Source organism: Chitinophaga ginsengisoli (genome assembly GCF_003014595.1).
Taxonomy (GTDB): Bacteria; Bacteroidota; Bacteroidia; order Chitinophagales; family Chitinophagaceae; genus Chitinophaga; species Chitinophaga ginsengisoli.
In genome coordinates, this window is record NZ_PYGK01000003.1 from 192,462 (window position 1) to 211,561 (window position 19,100).

19 protein-coding genes are annotated in these 19,100 nt (G+C 44.9%); 2 read left to right on the forward strand and 17 right to left on the reverse strand.

The window, feature by feature from the left end; all coding sequences use genetic code 11:
- Positions 1–19 precede the first annotated feature (19 nt).
- The 8 genes from nuoF to CLV42_RS08675 form a co-directional block, all read right to left on the reverse strand.
- Positions 20–1,384, reverse strand: coding sequence for an NADH-quinone oxidoreductase subunit NuoF (gene nuoF, locus CLV42_RS08640; RefSeq protein ID WP_106601509.1), 1,365 nt, complete (start codon positions 1,382–1,384; stop codon positions 20–22).
- A 44-nt stretch (positions 1,385–1,428) separates the two neighbouring features.
- A complete protein-coding gene (gene nuoE / locus CLV42_RS08645; protein WP_089828315.1) occupies positions 1,429–1,914 on the reverse strand; it encodes an NADH-quinone oxidoreductase subunit NuoE in 486 nt (161 codons plus the stop codon).
- A gap of 24 nt (positions 1,915–1,938) precedes the next feature.
- Complete coding sequence (locus CLV42_RS08650) at positions 1,939–3,156, reverse strand: NADH-quinone oxidoreductase subunit D (protein WP_106601510.1); 1,218 nt, start codon at positions 3,154–3,156, stop codon at positions 1,939–1,941.
- 18 nt (positions 3,157–3,174) lie between these two features.
- Entirely contained in the window at positions 3,175–3,696 is a 522-nt protein-coding gene (locus CLV42_RS08655) for an NADH-quinone oxidoreductase subunit C (protein WP_106601511.1), read from the reverse strand.
- Positions 3,697–3,758: 62 nt separating this feature from the next.
- The gene (locus CLV42_RS08660; protein WP_106601512.1) at positions 3,759–4,322 is read right to left on the reverse strand and encodes an NADH-quinone oxidoreductase subunit B; all 564 of its coding nucleotides are present in this window, start codon (positions 4,320–4,322) and stop codon (positions 3,759–3,761) included.
- Between the two features lie 99 nt (positions 4,323–4,421).
- Positions 4,422–4,814 carry an NADH-quinone oxidoreductase subunit A gene (locus tag CLV42_RS08665; RefSeq protein WP_106601513.1) on the reverse strand — a complete coding sequence of 131 codons (393 nt, stop codon included), beginning with the start codon at positions 4,812–4,814 and terminating at the stop codon, positions 4,422–4,424.
- Between the two features lie 160 nt (positions 4,815–4,974).
- Entirely contained in the window at positions 4,975–6,693 is a 1,719-nt protein-coding gene (locus CLV42_RS08670; protein WP_106601514.1) for a tetratricopeptide repeat protein, read from the reverse strand.
- Positions 6,694–6,730: 37 nt separating this feature from the next.
- Positions 6,731–7,654: a substrate-binding domain-containing protein gene (locus CLV42_RS08675; RefSeq protein ID WP_106601515.1), complete on the reverse strand. Its 924-nt coding sequence runs from the start codon at positions 7,652–7,654 to the stop codon at positions 6,731–6,733.
- Positions 7,655–8,345: 691 nt separating this feature from the next.
- On the opposite strand from CLV42_RS08675, the gene CLV42_RS08685 reads away from it, so the two are divergent.
- Both CLV42_RS08685 and hisS read left to right on the forward strand, forming a co-directional pair.
- On the forward strand, positions 8,346–8,783 hold the full coding sequence (locus CLV42_RS08685) for a low molecular weight protein-tyrosine-phosphatase (RefSeq protein WP_170117440.1): 438 nt from the start codon (positions 8,346–8,348) through the stop codon (positions 8,781–8,783).
- Positions 8,784–8,812: 29 nt separating this feature from the next.
- Entirely contained in the window at positions 8,813–10,162 is a 1,350-nt protein-coding gene (hisS, locus tag CLV42_RS08690) for a histidine--tRNA ligase (RefSeq protein WP_211303416.1), read from the forward strand.
- 30 nt (positions 10,163–10,192) lie between these two features.
- Here the strand turns inward: hisS and CLV42_RS08695 are convergent, their stop codons facing one another.
- The 9 genes from CLV42_RS08695 to CLV42_RS08735 form a co-directional block, all read right to left on the reverse strand.
- The gene (locus CLV42_RS08695) at positions 10,193–10,453 is read right to left on the reverse strand and encodes a hypothetical protein (RefSeq protein ID WP_106601518.1); all 261 of its coding nucleotides are present in this window, start codon (positions 10,451–10,453) and stop codon (positions 10,193–10,195) included.
- A 23-nt stretch (positions 10,454–10,476) separates the two neighbouring features.
- A complete protein-coding gene (locus CLV42_RS08700) occupies positions 10,477–11,343 on the reverse strand; it encodes a hypothetical protein (protein ID WP_146154345.1) in 867 nt (288 codons plus the stop codon).
- Positions 11,344–11,671: 328 nt separating this feature from the next.
- Positions 11,672–13,651, reverse strand: a complete 1,980-nt coding sequence (locus tag CLV42_RS08705) for a protein-disulfide reductase DsbD family protein (RefSeq protein ID WP_106601929.1) — start codon at positions 13,649–13,651, stop codon at positions 11,672–11,674.
- A gap of 115 nt (positions 13,652–13,766) precedes the next feature.
- Positions 13,767–14,222, reverse strand: a complete 456-nt coding sequence (locus tag CLV42_RS08710) for a protein-disulfide reductase DsbD domain-containing protein (protein WP_106601520.1) — start codon at positions 14,220–14,222, stop codon at positions 13,767–13,769.
- Positions 14,223–14,285: 63 nt separating this feature from the next.
- Positions 14,286–14,978: a phosphoribosylformylglycinamidine synthase subunit PurQ gene (gene purQ / locus CLV42_RS08715; protein WP_106601521.1), complete on the reverse strand. Its 693-nt coding sequence runs from the start codon at positions 14,976–14,978 to the stop codon at positions 14,286–14,288.
- Between the two features lie 168 nt (positions 14,979–15,146).
- Positions 15,147–16,130, reverse strand: a complete 984-nt coding sequence (locus CLV42_RS08720; RefSeq protein ID WP_106601522.1) for a hypothetical protein — start codon at positions 16,128–16,130, stop codon at positions 15,147–15,149.
- A gap of 356 nt (positions 16,131–16,486) precedes the next feature.
- A complete protein-coding gene (locus CLV42_RS08725; RefSeq protein ID WP_146154346.1) occupies positions 16,487–17,116 on the reverse strand; it encodes a hypothetical protein in 630 nt (209 codons plus the stop codon).
- A 79-nt stretch (positions 17,117–17,195) separates the two neighbouring features.
- Complete coding sequence (locus CLV42_RS08730; RefSeq protein ID WP_106601524.1) at positions 17,196–18,365, reverse strand: tetratricopeptide repeat protein; 1,170 nt, start codon at positions 18,363–18,365, stop codon at positions 17,196–17,198.
- A 91-nt stretch (positions 18,366–18,456) separates the two neighbouring features.
- Positions 18,457–19,092, reverse strand: a complete 636-nt coding sequence (locus CLV42_RS08735; RefSeq protein WP_106601930.1) for a DNA-3-methyladenine glycosylase — start codon at positions 19,090–19,092, stop codon at positions 18,457–18,459.
- Between the last annotated feature and the right edge of the window lie 8 nt (positions 19,093–19,100).

A 19,100-nucleotide genomic window follows, 5' to 3' on the forward strand; every position in this document is an offset into this window, starting at 1 on the left:
GCATCGCTTAAATTGATTCTTATACAGCAGCAGGAGCAGCTATTACCAGTGGATCTGCGTAGTGTGCCAGTCCGTAGTTACGTTTGGTCGCTTCTTCAGGATGCAGCACATGCCATTCAAACTCGTCACGGAAGTGGCGTATTGCAGCCGCTACCGGCCAGGCAGCAGCATCGCCCAATGGGCAGATGGTGTTACCTTCTATTTTACGCTGGATATCCCACAGCAGATCTATATCACTCATTTTGCCCTTGCCATTCTCGATATTCTGCAGTACACGCTTCATCCAGCCGGTACCTTCACGGCATGGGCTGCACTGTCCGCAGCTCTCATGGTGATAGAAACGGGCGAATGTCAGGGTGTTCTTCACCACACACTGGTCTTCGTCGAGTACGATGAAACCACCGGAACCCAGCATGGAGCCTGTAGCGAAACCACCGTCTGAGAGGCTTTCGTAGGTCATCATACGTTGCTCACCTTTTGCTGTTTTCAGCAGCAGGTTAGCTGGCAGGATAGGTACGGAAGAACCACCGGGGATACATGCTTTCAGGCGTTTGCCGTTAGCGATACCACCACAGTATTCGTCGGAGTAGATGAATTCCTCCACAGAGATATTCATCTCGATCTCATACACTCCTGGTTTGTTGATGTTACCGCAGGCAGAGATCAGTTTAGTACCGGTAGATTTACCAATACCGTATTTTGAATATTCTTCACCACCGATGCGCAGGATAGGCACTACAGCGGCCAGTGTTTCCACATTGTTCACCACTGTCGGGCAATCCCACAGCCCTTTTACAGCCGGGAATGGCGGTTTGATACGTGGGTTACCACGTTTACCTTCCAGGGATTCTATCAGGGCAGTTTCCTCACCACAGATATAAGCGCCGGCACCACGCTGTACATATATTTCAAGATCGAAGCCGGTACCCTGGATATTCTTACCCAGCCAGCCATTTTTCTTTGCTTCTGCGATAGCCTGTTCCAGGATGTCGGGGATCCAGGCGTACTCACCACGGATATAGATATAGCAGCTGTTACAACCCAGGGTGTAGCTGGAGATGAGCAGACCTTCTATGAGCAGGTGAGGGATAAATTCCATCAGGTAACGGTCTTTGAACGTACCGGGCTCTGATTCATCCGCATTACACACGAGGTAGCGGGGTACGCCCTCTGGTTTTGCGATGAAGCTCCATTTCATACCGGTAGGGAAACCGGCACCACCACGACCTCTCAGACCGCTCTTCTTTACTTCATCCAGCACCTGGTCAGGTGTCATGCTTTTGAGCGCTTTTTCTGCTGATCCATAACCTCCGTTGGCCCGGTATACATCATAGTATCGGATGCCTTCTATGTGCGCTTTGTCAAAAAGTAGTTTGCGTCCCATCTTACTTTTTATAATTGTAGACCGTATTCCGGTCATTCAAAGTTTTAGTTTGCTTTAACCCTGCATTCCTCAATAATAGCATCTACCTTTTCAGGGGTGAGGTGCTCACGGAAGTGTTTACCCAGCTGCATCATCGGAGCGTATCCGCAGGCGCCGAGGCACTCTACTGTCTTGAGGGTGAACAGGCCATCTTTGGTGGTTTCACCCACGCCGATGTCCAGTTTCTTTTTGATATAGTCAATGATGTTGTCTGAGCCACGCAGCATGCAGGGGCCTGTCTGGCATACTTCAAATACGTATTTGCCTACAGGCTTCAGGTTAAACATCGAGTAAAAGGTAGCCACCTCGTACACTTCGATCGGTTTGATCTGCAACAGGGAAGCCACATAATCCATGGTTTCCGCGCTCAGCCATCCGCCAAACTCTTCCTGTGCCAGATGCAGCACCGGAATCAGGGCACTCTTCTGTTTCCCGGCCGGGTAACGTGCGATGATCTCTTTTACCTTATTCAGTTTCTCTTCAGAAAACATAACTATGAAAGAAAAAATTAATAATTAAGCATCCAGTTCACCTGCTATCAGATTCAGGCTACTCATACAAATAACGGCATCGCTCAGCATTGCGCCTTTGATCAGTTCTGCATAAGCCTGGTAATATATAAAACATGGGCGGCGGAAGTGCAGCCTGTAAGGACTACGGCCACCGTCGCTGATGAGATAGAATCCCAGTTCTCCGTTACCGCCTTCTACAGCATTGTACAATTCGCCCGGCAGGATATCAGATTCACCCATGATGATCTTGAAGTGGTAGATCAGCGCTTCCATTTTGGTGTATACCGCGCTCTTTTCAGGCAGGTAGTAAGCAGGTACATCTGCATGGTATACATCTGAAGGCAGGTCTTTCAGCTTATCCATCGCCTGACGGATAATGCTCAGGCTTTCCCACATTTCGCCATTACGCACCAGGAAACGGTCGTAACAGTCGCCTGTGGTGCCTACTGGTATATTAAAGTCGAAATCTTCGTAAGAGGAATATGGATGTGCTACACGCACGTCATAGTCCACACCGGCAGCACGCAGGTTAGGACCGGTAAAGCCGTAGTTAATGGCTCTTTCCGCGCTGATAGGGCCTACGCCCTGGGTCCTTTCCATGAAGATACGGTTACGGTTCATCAGGGTTTCGAACTCCTTCAGCGCCGCCGGGTATTCTTTCAGGAAACGTTCTATTTTTTCAAATGCTGCAGGGGTAAAGTTTCTTTCAAAACCACCCACACGGCCTATATTGGTTGTTAGACGGGAACCGCATATCTCCTCATATATTTCGTATGCCAGCTCACGGTATTTCATGAGGTAGAGGAAGCCGGAGAAGGCGCCGCTGTCCACACCTACCACACCATTACAGATCAGGTGATCGGTGATGCGGGCCAACTCCATAATGATCACACGGAGGTAGTCAACACGCTTGGGGGTTTTGATACCCAGCAGTTTCTCTACGGTTATGTGCCATCCCATATTATTGATAGGAGAAGAACAGTAGTTCAGACGGTCAGTTAAAGGAGTGATCTGGTAGTAAGGGCGTCTTTCTGCGATCTTCTCGAATGCGCGGTGGATATACCCTACAGTAGATTCTGAACTCACGATACGCTCCCCGTCAATTTCCAGGATATTCTGGAATACCCCGTGAGTAGCGGGGTGGGTAGGGCCCAGGTTAAGGGTTTGTGTTTGCCTTTCTATGGAGCCTTCCGGCAGTGTGATATGTTGCTGCTCTGACATGTTCAAACGAATAATTTATTAAATGCCAATATGCCCGCCGCGGCCGAACATTTCATCATCTTTATCGGTACGGGTCTGATCTTCCAGCGGGAATTCCTTACGCATGGGGAAATAGGTCATTTCGTCCACGTTCAGGATACGTTTCAGGTTCGGGTGCCCTACGAAGTTCACGCCGAAGAAATCGTATGTTTCCCTTTCCATCCAGTTGGCTGATTCAAAGAGCCGGGTAGCTGTGAATACACGGGTATCCTCAATGCTGGTGTATACTTTGAAACGCAGTCTCACCTTTTCCCTGAAATTGTACAGGTGATATACTACTGCAAGCTCCTCCCCTGTTCTGTTGGGATAATGTACGGCAGTGAGGTCCGTTAAAAAACGAAATTGCAGTTCCTCATCATCGTACAGGAACTGCATTACTTTCAGGTTCAGGTCTTTGGGGGCTGCAAATGATAACATCCCAAAGGACTCTTCCACCTGGCTGATTGATTCGCCAAACTTTTCTGCTAACCGTTGTTTTATATAGTCGTTTGTCAAAGACATTACGATTTCAATTTTCTATTTCAGATTGACTTTTCGGATATGATCTTCTTTCGTGTGGTAGATTACTCTATACCGTAAGAGTTCAATAATTCCTTGTATTTATCGCTATTACGGCGGCGCAGACTTTCCTGTCCTACCAGGTCCTGTACGCGCATAAAACCGTCGATAATTGCTTCAGGGCGCGGAGGGCAACCGGGAACATATACATCCACCGGAATAACCTGGTCTATACCCTGTAATACGGAGTAAGTATCAAATACACCGCCGCTGCATGCGCAGGCGCCTACAGCTACTACCCAGCGGGGTTCAGCCATTTGCAGGTATACCTGGCGTAATACGGGACCCATTTTCTTGGAAATTGTGCCCATTACCATTAACAGGTCACACTGGCGGGGAGTGAAGGCCATTCTTTCAGAACCGAAACGGGCCATATCATAGGTAGAGGCCATGGTTGCCATAAACTCGATACCACAGCAAGAAGTTGCAAAAGGCAGCGGCCAGATGGAGTTCTTACGCGCCAGACCAATTACCTGGTCGAATGTTGTAGCAAAAAACCCTTCCCCTGCATACCCTTCGGGTACTTCTACACTCTTCACTTTTTCATTATACTGAACCGGACGTGCCATACCATGTCAGATTTAAAAATTTCACAATCAGATTTGACCTAAACGCACACGGGATTGCCAGCCACCGGCAACCCTTCTGCTAAATATTCTATATAAGTATCAGTCTTCCCATTTCAGCGCTCCCTTCTTCAGGATATAGAAGAAGCCGCCCATAAAGAACGCCACAAACAGTAACATGGCCATAAAGCCGTCCCAGCCCAGTTCTTTGAAATTCACCGCATAAGGATAAAAGAAGATCACTTCTACGTCAAAAAGCACGAACAGTATGGCGGTTAGAAAGTACTTAATGGCTACGGGCTGACGTGCATTACCTTTTTGTTCAATACCACTTTCAAAGGTAGCAAGTTTGTCGCTGGTTTTACGTTTTGGCCCCAAAAAATGCGTGGCGAGCATTGTAATTCCAACAAAGCCCAGTGCAGCTATAAGCTGCAAAACAATGGGAAAATAGCTGAAAGGAGTAGTCGCTGACAATAATTCTGTGTCTGTAAACATAAGCTTCCCTGTATAAATCGTTCTCCGAATGAGCAAAAATAGGCTAACTAATGCAAAAATCAAATCTTATGAAGGATTAAAATATTATCTTTTTTCACCAACCGGCAATAAAAAAGCCTCCTGTCGGGCGACAGGAGGCTCTCATATAACTTTTAGTTCCTTATTTTTTGTTACCCTGAGCTGGTTTAACAGCTGCTGCTTTGGTTTTGTTTTCCAGGTTTTCCTGGATCGCTTTTACCGTGGCGTTGTTAGGATCGATAGACAGTACTTTATCCATCCAGATCTTCATATTTGCCTGATCATCCTTATTATAGTAGTAGATCATCATATACTGATAAGGGAACATCAGCTGAGCTGGTTTGTTCACTTTCTCTTCACCTTTGATCTCGAAGAATTTCTGGAAGTACGGTACTGCGGCGCCTGATTTAGCTTCCGGATCTTTCGCCATGTTGGCGCGACCTCTCCAGTAAGTACCTAAAGCTTCGTTAGTAGGATATTTCGCAGCGAAAGCGCCCCAGGTAGAATCAGCTTTATCGTATTCTTTTGCATAGATTTCCCAGGTACCTTTGAAGAACATATCCTGTACTTTACCGGTATTCTGTTCATCGGTGAAATCGCTTACCAGCTTGCCATACCATGTAGCGGCACGTTTGAAATCTCTCATGTTTTTGAAAGTTTCAGCTACGTTCCTGTATTTTTCTACGTCTTTAGCAGTGTCAGCCAGTGCATATTTTTCCAGGTACAGACCTGCCAGGGAGTCATTCACTACTTCCTGTGCAGAGTCAGTTACGTGTTGCTGGTAGATAGCGCTCAGCAGTTTGTAGTCGTTCGCCTGCAGCTTGGCATCACCAACGGATTTAGCGTACTCTTCGATCACTTGTTTACCGGTAGTGGTATCACCTTTCTGCAGATAAGCATCTGTCAGCAGGCGTACGAATTTACCTTTATTACCTTCAGTTGTCTGTGGTAATACTGCTTTGGTTTTATTGATCGCAGCATCATAGTCTTTACGGTAGAATGCGATAGCTGCCAGGTTGTATTCGTTTTCCAGTTTACCAGCGCCCTGACCAACTACTTCCATATATTTCTCCAGGTATTTAGCTGCATTTTCGAGTGACAGCTGTGCTTTGGTTGGAGTGATATAGAACTGATACAGTTCATAGTAAGCGGGTGCGTAGTTAGGATCCATGTTGGTAGCTTTTGTCCAGTCGTTCACGGCATCCTGCAACAGTTTAGCGTTGTAGTTTACCAGACCTTGTTTCAGTACCGCTTCAGCGTTGTTCTGATCCAGTTCCAGCGCTTTATCGTAAGAAGTGATTGCTTTACCGCCATTTTCGCCACCCAGGTAGCGATAGGCATCACCTAATTCAATATAATCTGCTGCGGTTGCATTATAGATCTGTTTTTTCTTACGGCCTTCATTGTTCAGCAATTTTTCCATTACTGAAAGTGCATAACCGCGGTCACCACCTTTTATTTCAGTGTTTGCATCAGCAATTGCCCGGGCTACGTCACCATCACGACCTTCTGTAGCCGTGCTGGCTGCTTCAAATTTTTGTTTTGCTGCGGCAGCATCTCCTTTCATGAGATCAAGACGTCCCATTCCTGTCTGTAACAATGCTGAAGTAGGAACCGCCTGCAGTCCTTTCTGGAAGGTTGCGGCAGCGCCGGCGTCATCATGCAGTCCTAGCTGAGCGATACCCAGGTAGTAATATGCTTTGTCTTCTGTTGGTTTAGCTGCAACTACTTTTTCCAGGTTCTGCTTGGCTGTTTCATATTTGCCATAATACAGGTCTTTCAATCCATCTTCTACAGATTGGGCCATCGCGCCGTTCGCGACGCACAGCAATGCAACAATTAAACTTTTCCGTCTGTTCATGAGCAATCCGGTTTTTAATTTTAGTTGTGTTAGTTTTTTACTTAATGTTCGCTTCCCTGAATACTACATTCAATCTCGCAGGGAACAGTCTGAATTTCGCAATGATCATCTGTCCTTCATAACTCCCCAGGAAAGTGGCGAACCCTGATCCCAATCCTGAATATGGTTCCTTCAGGCAATAGAACAAACCACGTTTAAGCTGGTAGGAACCAAGAGCGATGTATGCCTGATATGGTTTTACAAAATCCGAACCATAATCTGCCCTCACCTTGACCACTTGCACTTTATTTGTAAATTCTATAGAAGTTGAGTCGTTCGGATCTGAGATCCAGCTCACTCCTATTACACCAATCGCGTCCTTCATTTTAGCCACATAATCAACCACTTCGGGATTGGTCTTCGCAGCCATTACGTTCGGCGGCAACGGTTTCCCTTTGTTGATCGAATCGCGGACATATCTTACCGTACTTGAATTCTGATTATCAAAAACTATCTGGTGTTTCTGCGTGGAATCAGACCCGTCCATAATTTTCCGCACCTGGTCCATTGTGAGGACACTGTCGGGATTACTACGGTTAGTAATCAGCGCTACGCCGTCCCAGGCTAACAGCAGGCTTTGTGGCCCTATCTTTAACTCCTTGAAATATGCTTTTTCCTGTTCGCTGAAATCTCTTGTTACAAAGATCAGCCTTGAACTGTCTGCTAACAGATCTTTAAAGCATTCCGCTTCGGGCTTATACTCAGCAATGATATGCGCGTTCTTATATAAGGATTCAAAAACCTTGATTTCGGCTTCCATCAGTGGGCGATAAGTTTCATCCACACTTATCCTGATGGTCCCTGCAGTTGGCGAATCTTGCGCTTCCCCGGACTTGTTGGCTCGTCCGCAGGATGCCAGTAAAGCTGCTACAGCTAACGAAATAATAACGATCTGGCCCCGCCTGATTATTCTGGTCATCATATGTTCGTCTCTTATTTAATCCTTTTGATGAAATAGGTTCTTCGTTCCTCTATATACACGGAAAAGACCGTACGCAATTAGTATGACGCCAAAAATATTCAGTACAGTCTGTGACACCTGAAACTGGCCCAGGTTATATTTCTGCGCAAAGATTGCATATAGGCCCAAGAGCAGAAAAAATATACCCCTGATTAATTCCCCGAGCGAACGATAATTTACCCTAGTCCGCGTGTTTCCAGATCTTTCTTGTTGCATTAGCATTGTTAGCGAATTACAAGTATACAAAAAAATATTTCCAAATAAATACCTGTTCTTTTAGAGGATTGTTAAAAAAAAGCGGTTCCAGCCCTAGCTCCTTTACCTTAAACCAGCCACTACAGCAGGTTTCAATAATCGTCCGGCATACACACATTTTTTCATATTCAATCTACATCTAATTAAACAAGAACTTGTTAAAACCATGTTAAATACTGGTACTTTCAGTCCCTATGTTGTACATAATCATCAATATACATACTCATTAAAAAGAAAGTAATAGTATTAATCATTCTTATCATATAGATGCGGAAAAATTAGAATTCCATAATGTGTGGTTGCCCCCATTACGGCCCTCACAGCCTAATATACAGCAGCTCAGGATTTTACCCCGGAGCATAAAATAATGTTAAAATCTTGTAGGTTTGCGGAAATTATGACAATACTGATGGTATGCCTGGGGAATATTTGCCGTTCGCCCCTGGCAGAAGGAATATTAAGGCACCTTGCCCTTCAGCAGGGACTGGACTGGGAAATAGATTCTGCTGGTACAGGCAACTGGCATGTAGGCGATCCTCCTGACCGCCGGTCAGTGAAGGTGGCACAACGCCATGGAATAGACATCTCCGGACTGCGGGGCAGGCAGTTCCAGGCGGCAGATTTTGACCGGTTTGACCGCATTTTTGCCATGGACCTGGACAATTACAGGGACATACTCCTTAAAGCAAGAACTGAGGCAGATAAGGCTAAATTGCAGCTGTTGCTGGATGATCAACAGCCCGTGCCCGATCCGTGGTACGATGACGCGTTATTCGAACCGGTGTATAACATGATCTACGAAGCCTGTGAAAAGATCGTGGCAGGCAAAAAATAAATTACTTTGTAAAGCATAATTGAATAATAATGATAAAACCCAGTATACCAAAAGGTACCCGCGATTTCGGGCCGGTAGTGCTCAGAAAGCGGCAGTATATTTTCCAGACCATCCGTGAAACATTTGAACTGTTTGGGTTCCAGCCACTGGAAACCCCTACCATGGAGAATCTGGACACCCTTACTGGTAAATATGGTGAAGAAGGTGATAAGCTGATATTTAAGATCCTGGACAATGGTGATATCCTGGGACGCGCCCAACAGGCAAAGGATAGCCGGGAACTGGGCATTTTATTATGTGAAAAAGCCCTGCGTTATGACCTCACTATTCCATTCGCAAGATATGTGGTGATGAACCAGCATGAACTGGCACTGCCTTTCAAGCGGTATCAGATGCAGCCTGTATGGCGTGGAGACCGCCCCGCTAAAGGCCGTTACCGGGAATTCTATCAATGTGATGCAGACGTAGTGGGAAGTAATTCATTATTAAATGAAATAGAATTACTCTTAATCTACGATACTGTTTTTACCAAACTCGGTATGGAAGGCTATGAGGTAAGGATCAATAACCGTAAGATCCTTGGCGCATTGGCGGAACTTGTAGGGCAACCAGAACTTCTGACAGACATTACCATTTCCATCGATAAGCTGGATAAAGTAGGTATAGATGGGGTTAGAGAAGAGTTACAGGAACGAGGTCTATCTGCAAGCGAAATTGCTATCATCGAAAACTTCCTGAGCATTGAGGGTAACAATGAGGAAAAACTGCAACAGTTAAGTGCTCTCTTCAAGGATTCCCCTACTGGTCTGAAAGGTGTAGAAGAATTATCTTATGTACTGCACACCCAACCAGACGCTTTCAAAACCACTCCTATCCTGGATGTAACACTCGCCCGTGGCCTGAACTACTATACAGGTATGATCGTGGAAGTAAAGGCGCCTTCTTCTGTTAAAATGGGTAGCATAGGTGGAGGTGGCCGTTATGATGATCTGACCGGCCTGTTTGGCCTACCAGGCATTTCTGGTGTAGGCATCTCCTTTGGTGTGGACCGTATCTATGATGTACTTGAAGAATTGCAATTATTCCCTGCCGATGCGCAACAGGGTACACAAGTGCTCTTCTTTAACCTCGACCGGCAGACGGAAGGAACAGCCTTCAAACTGGTGATGCAATTGCGTAACAAGGGTATTGCTTCTGAACTATTCCATGAGCCATCCAAAATGGATAAGCAGATGAAATATGCGAATAAACGGAACATCCCTTATGTGATCATTATGGGTGAAAGTGAGGTGCAGGAACAGGTGGTGAGTGTTAAGAATATGGTGAACGGGACGCAGGAGAAAGTGAAGATGGCGGATTTGGCGAATTATAATTTCTGAGGAATTTGAACATACAGGCAAAGGCCCGCATTAAGCGGGCCTTTGTTCTTTAATACTTTCAAGGAATTTCCGAACTCTTCGCTCTTCATTGTAGAAGAACTGGTCTTCCACTCCCATCTGGCTATAGAAATAATCTTCCAGAAAATCTCCAAAATTCTTATACAGTCCATTTTTTCTATCTTCAGCAGCTTGTAAAAAGTTTTTCATACCCTCTGCTATAAATTCCTGCCTGTCTTGCTCAATCAATTTCTCATTTTGTTCGTATACGTCATCTGGTTCAAGAAAGATCATAATTCATAAATTTTTGAAGTCAACTAATATGGTTGTAGAATATTATGTCCCATTATATATCTGAATCCATCTTTATCTATCACTGCTATTTTTATCGCCCCACCCACAGCCGGCATTCGCTTTGCATATGTTTGAAAAGTTATTTCCATTTTTAAGAACAAATAAGCGATATTGACTGCTTGCTGCAGACTTAAATTTGATAAAGGTTCTTTTATGACCCAGTCATCTGCTTTCAGTTTCAAATATATTTCATCAAGGAATTGTTGGGGATAACCTACAGGGATAGATTCCGGTGATAGATTGAAATCTTTAATTATTCTGTCTACGATATACGGAATAGTTTGTGAAAAAAAGTTTCTCTTTTCCATTAAAATCCGTTTGCTTATAAAATCTTGACCTTCACTAACCACATATCGCTCATCAGATATTTTTTCAAAACTTACATATTTCCAGTCACCGGCCCTAAAGTTTTCTGTGATCGGTTTATCTATAACTATTCGGTATATAATTGTCTTTTCAGTTATGGGCTCATAGTGAGTAAACAGCAATATACTTCTTCCTATATATCCTCTTGCTGCGATACATGCCCTCACCTTTTCTTCCATAAACCTGCAAAAATCCCCTACCCTGGTTGCAACCGTTTTGCTATAATAATTTTCGTCTTCCTCATTAATGGCAACTAATTCCTGTATCAAATGTTCAATTGTCTTGCCTCCCATCTGTGAAGCTCCCGCCAATGTTATTGCAGTATACTTATCAAACTGGAAAAGCTTTTCTGCGTAATCTGTAGTATGAGATGGCCGCTTCTCAAACAAGCCGATTACCTCATTCCGGTCAATGCTGATCTCATTGCTGTTCGCATTCCCCTGTTTACGCTCTAAATAATCCATGAACTGATCGTAGGTCACTACATTCTTACTAAATGTGGCTAAAGAATCGGCGATCACCGCTACGCCCTTCTTTGCAATTACAGATGCAATAAGTCATTGGTTTTTGATTGGGTAAAACAATGGTTCTGACAAAAGCACGAATCACGAATTTATATACACATCACAAACCAGCCAAATTATTTTTCCCACAACAAACTGATAAGCAAACGGTTAACACAATAATGTAAATACTATATAATAAAAAAGCTCTACAACTATAATTCTATCGAATGCAAAAAAGGCTGTCCGCGATACGCGAACAGCCTTTTCCTGCAGTAGTATATATTTATTACTTTCCTTTCTTAAACGCTTCCAACCCACACTTCAACCAATTCGCATATTCACTTGCACGGGGCGTATATCCTACAGGTTTCGTCAACAGCTTCTCATCAGGGCTGATCAGCACATAATAAGGCTGTGAGTTGTTCACAAAATTCTCTGTCTGCATCGTAGCATATTTATCACCGATCGTTTTGATCTCCTTCTTACGACCTGTATTGGTAGTAAAGAGGAACTGCTGATCTTCCGGTAATAATTTTCTATCATCCACATACAATGATACCAGGATATAGTCTTCTTCTATCAAGGTTCTCACTGCTTTATCAGGCCATACATTCTCTTCCATCTTACGACAGTTTACACAAGCCCATCCTGTGAAGTCTATCAGGATCGGTTTATGCTGCTCTTTCGCCAGTTTCAACGCTGCTTCGTAGTCGTTTACCACATTTGCCTCAACACCTTTCGCAGCCTGCTTGTAAAGGCTATAGCTTAATGGCGGAGGGAAACCGCTGATCAGTCTACGATTCGCGTATTTGGTATTTGTTACACCCGGCAACAGATATATAGTTATTGCCAGGAATATCAGGGCCAGTACCCAGCGGGTAGGGCTGATCTTCTTCAGTGGAGAGTCGTGTGGGAAACGGATCTTACCCAACAGGTACAGTACGATGAGGAAACCACAGATGATCCACACGGCAAAGAATACCTCACGTTTTACCAGTCCCCAGTGTGTTACCAGGTCGGCATTGGAGAGGAACTTAATAGCCATCGCCACTTCAATGAAACCTAACACTACTTTCACTGATGTGAGCCATCCGCCGGATTTAGGCAATGATTTCAGCAGGTTCGGGAACATGGCAAATAAAGCAAAAGGCAATGCCAGTGCAAATCCGAAACCAGCCATACCCACTGTCAGCTGCATAGCGCCGCCGTCGGTCGACAGGGAACCTGCCAACAAAGATCCCAGGATAGGACCTGTACAGGAGAATGATACCAGTGCCAGTGTCAATGCCATGAAGAAGATACCGATGATACCGCCTACACTTGTTTTTGCATCTACTTTGCTGGCAAGACCACTCGGCAGGGTTATTTCAAAATAACCAAAGAACGAAATGGCAAACACAATGAAGATCACAAAGAAGATCAGGTTTAACCATACGTTAGTGGAGATATTGTTCAGGATCTCAGGATCCAGTGAATCCAGGAAATGGAAGGGCAGACTTAATAACACATAGATCAGGAAAATGAAGAAGCCGTAAATGCTGGCGTTCAGAATTCCTGTCTTTTTATCCTGCGACTTTTTAGTGAAGAAAGATACTGTCAGCGGTATCATCGGGAACACGCAAGGTGTCAGCAATGCGATAAAACCACCAATCATACCCAGGATAAACAATCCCCAGAGACTTTTTTTGGCCGGCCCCTCTTCTCCACCACAGTTATTCACCGGATGGTCTTTATCGATAGTAGCACGTTTCAGTGTTTGTCCGCCGGCAGCTGATTCATGTAAGCCGGCAGCTACATTTACCAGGTTACCGCTTGCGTCTACATTAAAACGGAACTTCACCTCTTCGGGTCCTACCACTTCGTCTCCTTTCAGCGCCATGTAATTAACAGCACCTTCCAGTTTAGTTAGGGGACCGTTCAGTTTTACAGCTACCAGGAGAGATACCTGGTTTTCGAAGTATTTGATCTCAAGATTGTCGAACAAAGGCTCCGGCGCTTTTTTCAGTTCTCCCTGTTCCGTGATACCTGTTATTGTAGCTGCGCTGTCAACAACTACACGGGTATTAGGATCGTCATCTTTCATGGTAGTGGAAAACAATTTCCATCCTTTCTCTACAGTACCTTTCAGATGTAATATATATTCATGTTCACCCTTTTTCTCTGCCGTGTACTCCCATTTGGCAACGGCTGCAGGGGTAGAATCCCCTTGTGCCCTCACAGCGAATACAGCGGTGATAAGGATAATGAACGTAAGCAACTGCTTCATATAAATAATAGGCTTTAAAGACTTATTACCATTCCAAATAATAAACGAGTCCCCTGGGAACTCGTTTATTAAATTCTGTTTACCTGGCGGAAGATCTCTCATCCGTCATAATAACTTATTTTCCTCCTACGCTGATCGCGAATTCCAATTCTTTCGGCGGCAGGCACTGGTGATCATCGCACACCATAAATTCCACGCTACCTTTTACTTTAGTAGCTGCCTTTCCTTTAACGGTTACTTTCTGTACGAAATTCACCTGGTTTTCGTAGTATTTCAGCTCGGAATCAAAGTTCTTATCGAATGCTTTGTGCAGTTTGCCCTCTTCACGGATCTTACCTACAGGTGTCACCAACGGATTCTTCGTCAGTTTGAAGGTGGTTGGTACCGGACCTTCCCCTGCTTCCTGTGCATACAGGTGCCATTTGCTGTCTATGGTTGCTGTCATGTGCAGTTCATAGGTTGTAGCATCAATCTTCTTAGCGGTAAAATCCCATTTCACCGGGTTTTCTATCTGCGCACTTGCCAGTATTGGCAACGCAAATAAAAAAACTGCTGTTAGTAATTTTCTCATACTGGATTTTTTAACTGGTTGGTTGGCTTGATTTTAAATATTGGTGGTTATTCCACCACAACATCAATTGTTATTGATCAGGCTCTGGAAAATAAGCTGGCCGTCAGTATTTCCCAACACTGAGCGGGTAGCTCTTTCAGGGTGAGGCATCATGCCGAACACATTGCGCTCTTTGTTACAGATGCCGGCGATGTTACGCAGCGCGCCATTTGGATTAGCAGCATCTACCACATTACCGAATTCATCGCAGTAACGGAAAAGTACCTGGTTGTTCGCAAACAGGCCTTCGAGGGTAGCATCATCTGCATAATAGCGACCTTCGCCATGCGCCACCGGAATCTTCAGGGCACGTCCGGTTACATCTTTGGTCAGGGATGCGGATGTATTCTCACTTTTCAGGTATACATTCTTACATACAAACTGCTGATGGCCATTCTGCAGCAAAGCACCTGGTAACAGACCTGCTTCACACAGGATCTGGAAACCATTACATACTCCTATCACACGGCCACCTTTATTGGCAAACTCTATCACACTCTGCATCATGGGACTAAAACGCGCGATAGCGCCGCAACGCAGGTAATCTCCATAGGAAAAGCCGCCTGGCAGTACAATACAGTCTTCTTTAGTGAACTTGCTCAGGTCAGAATCTTTATGCCACAGCTCTATTACCTCCTGTCCAAGATCGTTGCGTAATGAATCGATCATGTCATGATCACAATTAGAGCCCGGAAAGGTGACAACGCCAAATTTCATGTTTAATTTATTGAATGTTACGGTCTAAAATATTATTCAAGCTTTTATCCGGCGGAATAATAGCCATAGACCATTAATCGAAATTACCGGAAAAGGCACAAAATTACTACGCCGTCCGCACATTTCCATAGCCGTTCGTCCGGTTTTAACAATTACCCGTGAAGCTGGCTAGTTTTTGCTGAAATACTGCATTATAATGACATAAGCCAATGTCAGGATGTGAATGATATTAGCTACCGTGTTGTTAACTATAGACCAATAGGCATTGGCTACAAACAGAGAAAGCGGCAAAATAGCGAGTACCCAGTAGGCTGGGGAAAAATGTACGTTAAAAAAGGGAACCACCATGGCTACAAACACATACACCACCAATACGTTCCAGATCTTACGGCCCTGGATCAGCATTTTCTTGAGGGTACGCTGCAGTAGTAACCAGCCCAGTACGAAGAAGAACAGGCTCACCGCCATAGCTCCCCATACCTTATAGTGCTGAATAAAAGGTATTTCAAGTCCTATTCTGGGGATTTTTGCAAACAAGGCCCACTGGTCCGTCAGGAAAAGATAGGTTCCCAGCAGATATATTGGACAGATCAGGCCCAGCAAGGCGATGATCCATTCCGCCAGGCGGAACGGACGCATAATCAGCAGGCTTAACCATAATAAAAGACAGAATATAGTAGCCGGGAAGTAGAACAACCCACATATCCCCAGGGCGAAACCGATATTAAATACCACATCCCTGGCCGAAGTACGGGTGTACAGCAGGGTAATATTGGAAAATACCCAAAGCATCACCAGGTTAACCAACAAAGCCGGGGAAAATATGTTCCAGCCTTCATACAGGGAGGTAAAGAGCATATAGCTCATGGCGGGCAGGTAAGTAGCCTTGGCGAATAAGCGTTGGTGATTCACGATCTTGGTTACCAGCAGGGCCTGCAATAATAACAGCAGAACTGCCAGCGAGGTGAACAGGAAAGGACTCTTTCCAAACGCCATTTCCATCCATTTCACAAACAGGCCGTATAACAAACCTTCATTGCCGTCAACCAGGAAGGAAGACGGATGGATCAGGTAATAGAACTTTACCAGGAGTGTATATATCAACAGCAACAGTACCGTTAACGGGTTGCCTGAGCGGAAAAACTTTACCACAATATGAATTCTCTTTTCAACTTTTGAAAGCGTTCCAAAGGTATTTTAAAGCGGGAGAAAATCAAAATATTATGAAAACCATGAATAATTAATGTGTTTTCCCCATGATACCGTCCAATTCAGGGGGTGAAACCGATTCGTTTTTTCGGGGTTGCGAACCCATTCCGTTTCCCCGGGGTTGAAACCCCGCGCTACAAACAAAGAGACCCCTAACGGGGTCTAATGCAGCGGATGACGACCTGGAGTTAAACACGCTTTATACACGACGCATACACGACGCATCCCCGACGCATACCGGACGTATACCAGAAGTATACCAGACGCATAGTTGGACTTGAACCGTCTGAAGCCAGTTCTTATGTCCCCTCTTCCGTCTGCCCTTCCGGCGTCACTACATCTATCTTATCTATCAGGAGGCGGTCCCCCTGGATCACAAAATCGATCCGCAGGGTATAGACAATCGTCACGTCTATAGACGCCCCATTCTCGGTTTCCGTATAATTTCCAAAGGTAGCCTGGCTGAAATTGGAGATATCCTCCTCATATTCCTGGCTCAACAGGATAAGATCGGCATCAAATCCATAGGGTGTAGCCGTCCGAACGCTATCCTGACTGATCTTGCTGGCACAAAGCTGGAAATAAGCGTTCTTATCTTCTATATAATCCCTTGTGAATATACCTGCATGGGACAAAATACGGAGATAGGCGGCCGTACTGTCAAAATTGACGGCGTACCGGCCAGTATCTTCCACCCCGGAGTTATCCACCAGCTGAATATCCACCAGTGAGTCTACCCGGGTGCTGTACCAGTCAAAGAACGCACGCACCTTTTCTTCCAGTACCTGCTGGCTGACCTCGGGACTGACCGTACCCTTAAAATATGCTCTGGCTGAAGGCGTCTCCTGATCTTTGTGAAAACCGAAAAGACCACATGCGCTGATGGTCATGGTAATCCCAAGCAGGAAGAGGTTTCGTTTTCTTTTCATTATCAGATATGGTATATATAACTATTATTTCCCTGTCCCTTCAATTGCAGCCTAACACTCCCCTGTGAACGCCGGCCTGCTATTTTGTTGCCTTTTTTATCGCATCCTGCAGGATAATCTGTGATCGTACGAAGGCATTTTCTTCTGTGATCTTTATCCTGTTTTCCTTGAACCATTTCATAAAACCGTTCCATTGCTGTGCATGTTCGCTCCTCCATTCCCCGAATACCTTTTCATCTCCCTGGCCCAGTATCCAATAGTTATAGGCATCCAGATACCCGGCATCTTTCACTTTTCGCTGGAAATCGAAGAGCACCACCGGATAACTCGTGTCACGCCCCTCCTGTGTATAGATATCCAGGAACCTCGTTCTTATACGGTTCAAAGACTCCAGGTTGATCATCTTCTCTCCTATTAATGATTTCACCAAGGTCATTTCATACGCTCCATTTGCAAAAGAATTTCCCATAGATGCCATCACCTGCTCGGCCAGGGCACTAGCCAGAGAGCTCGCCTGCTTTTTTTTATTCTGACTGGCATCCAGATAGATGGTATTGTTCTGTTTTGCGAAACTGACAGATATATTGGTATCGGACTCAAATTTAATCTCTCCTTTGTAGGTATAATACAAAAGTTTGCTGATCTCCTCTGTGCGTTTAGAACCACGTTCGATGTTCATGAAGATCTCTCCATAGATCATTCCCCACACTTCCTGATCTGAGTCCAGGAAAATCTTCGCTGCACGGTAGTAGTTAGACGGATACATGGGAGCTGCCTTTATCCCTTTTTCAAAGAATCCGAGAGCAGCATTATGATCATTTTTCTTCAACTCCATTACGCCCCGTTCCACATACAAATTACCTTCCTCCGGAAATTTCTTAATGCCTTCATCATATGTATCAATTGCTTTCTCCGGCTTACCCATATCATCGAAGGCATTACCCATCATTGCATAAACCCTGCCGGTAGCCTGTTTCTTCTTCACCAGTTCTTTCAGGAGCTTTATTGCCTCTTCATAATGCTGTTGCTGATATTTGGCTAACGCCATTTCATACACTATTTCAGGTTCGGCCGGATCAAGTTTACGGGCTTCTTCGAGTATTGTAATGGACTCAGCCAGTTTACCATCATCCATCAGTTCAATGGCTTCATTCTTTTTGGCCAGGGCCTTTTCTTTATCAGTTGTCTGGGCATGCGCTACAGATACAGAAAAACAACCAATCACCAACAGGGCTAGTGGTATTCGCATAAATAGGTATTGAGATTGTCCCTTAAAATGTAATAAAGATAAATATTTATTATTTGATGAAGCCTGGTACCGGAAAAGGATTAGGAATACTTTAACGAAGGTTATTTTCTGACGGTTTCCCGCTTACATATTTATTACCGCGAACAATGAAACGGTAAGGCAACAACGCATCTGCGCCTGCATAATCTACCCCAATACGGGGTGTTGCAAGAATATCTTCTGCTGCAGGCACAAAACCATCTGAAACAAGGTGAAATTCATCTTCTAACAGGGATTCGCCTGTATGCGCCGTAGTGATCCCCAGTGCTTTTGATACATTTCCCGGTCCCCTGGTTAATGTAAAATCTGCCACTTTCTTGCCTGTACGTCGCAGCATAATGGGTATGCCCGTTAACGGCTCCGCTCCCCTGATAAGGATGGCATGCGGAATATCCACTTCATTGGTCACAATATTGAATAACTGATGGATACCGTAACACAGGTAAACATACGCCGCCCCGGCCTCATGATACATGATCTCCGTACGGGCGGTACGCCTGCCGCCATAAGCATGGGAAGCTTTGTCAATAACGCCGGCATAGGCCTCCGTTTCGACAATGCGCGCAGTTGTTAGCTCACCGTTGAACTTTGTCACGATGATCTTCCCCAGTAATTCACGGGCTATGCTTAAAACGTCAGGACGGTTATAAAAACCGAATGGTAATTTCTGATAAGCGGTGGTCTCCAAAATATTAG

Bases quoted from the DNA above. Each gene is read 5' to 3' on its own strand.
- CLV42_RS08695 (WP_106601518.1), bottom strand. From the start codon at position 10,453: ATGATCTTTCTTGAACCAGATGACGTATACGAACAAAATGAGAAATTG.
- CLV42_RS08665 (WP_106601513.1), bottom strand. From the start codon at position 4,814: ATGTTTACAGACACAGAATTATTGTCAGCGACTACTCCTTTCAGCTAT.
- nuoE (WP_089828315.1), bottom strand. From the start codon at position 1,914: ATGTTTTCTGAAGAGAAACTGAATAAGGTAAAAGAGATCATCGCACGT.
- hisS (WP_211303416.1), top strand. From the start codon at position 8,813: ATGATAAAACCCAGTATACCAAAAGGTACCCGCGATTTCGGGCCGGTA.
- CLV42_RS08670 (WP_106601514.1), bottom strand. From the start codon at position 6,693: ATGAACAGACGGAAAAGTTTAATTGTTGCATTGCTGTGCGTCGCGAAC.
- CLV42_RS08675 (WP_106601515.1), bottom strand. From the start codon at position 7,654: ATGATGACCAGAATAATCAGGCGGGGCCAGATCGTTATTATTTCGTTA.
- CLV42_RS08710 (WP_106601520.1), bottom strand. From the start codon at position 14,222: ATGAGAAAATTACTAACAGCAGTTTTTTTATTTGCGTTGCCAATACTG.
- CLV42_RS08700 (WP_146154345.1), bottom strand. From the start codon at position 11,343: ATGGATTATTTAGAGCGTAAACAGGGGAATGCGAACAGCAATGAGATC.
- CLV42_RS08655 (WP_106601511.1), bottom strand. From the start codon at position 3,696: ATGTCTTTGACAAACGACTATATAAAACAACGGTTAGCAGAAAAGTTT.
- purQ (WP_106601521.1), bottom strand. From the start codon at position 14,978: ATGAAATTTGGCGTTGTCACCTTTCCGGGCTCTAATTGTGATCATGAC.
- CLV42_RS08660 (WP_106601512.1), bottom strand. From the start codon at position 4,322: ATGGCACGTCCGGTTCAGTATAATGAAAAAGTGAAGAGTGTAGAAGTA.
- CLV42_RS08705 (WP_106601929.1), bottom strand. From the start codon at position 13,651: ATGAAGCAGTTGCTTACGTTCATTATCCTTATCACCGCTGTATTCGCT.
- nuoF (WP_106601509.1), bottom strand. From the start codon at position 1,384: ATGGGACGCAAACTACTTTTTGACAAAGCGCACATAGAAGGCATCCGA.
- CLV42_RS08650 (WP_106601510.1), bottom strand. From the start codon at position 3,156: ATGTCAGAGCAGCAACATATCACACTGCCGGAAGGCTCCATAGAAAGG.
- CLV42_RS08725 (WP_146154346.1), bottom strand. From the start codon at position 17,116: ATGAAAAGAAAACGAAACCTCTTCCTGCTTGGGATTACCATGACCATC.
- CLV42_RS08730 (WP_106601524.1), bottom strand. From the start codon at position 18,365: ATGCGAATACCACTAGCCCTGTTGGTGATTGGTTGTTTTTCTGTATCT.
- CLV42_RS08685 (WP_170117440.1), top strand. From the start codon at position 8,346: ATGACAATACTGATGGTATGCCTGGGGAATATTTGCCGTTCGCCCCTG.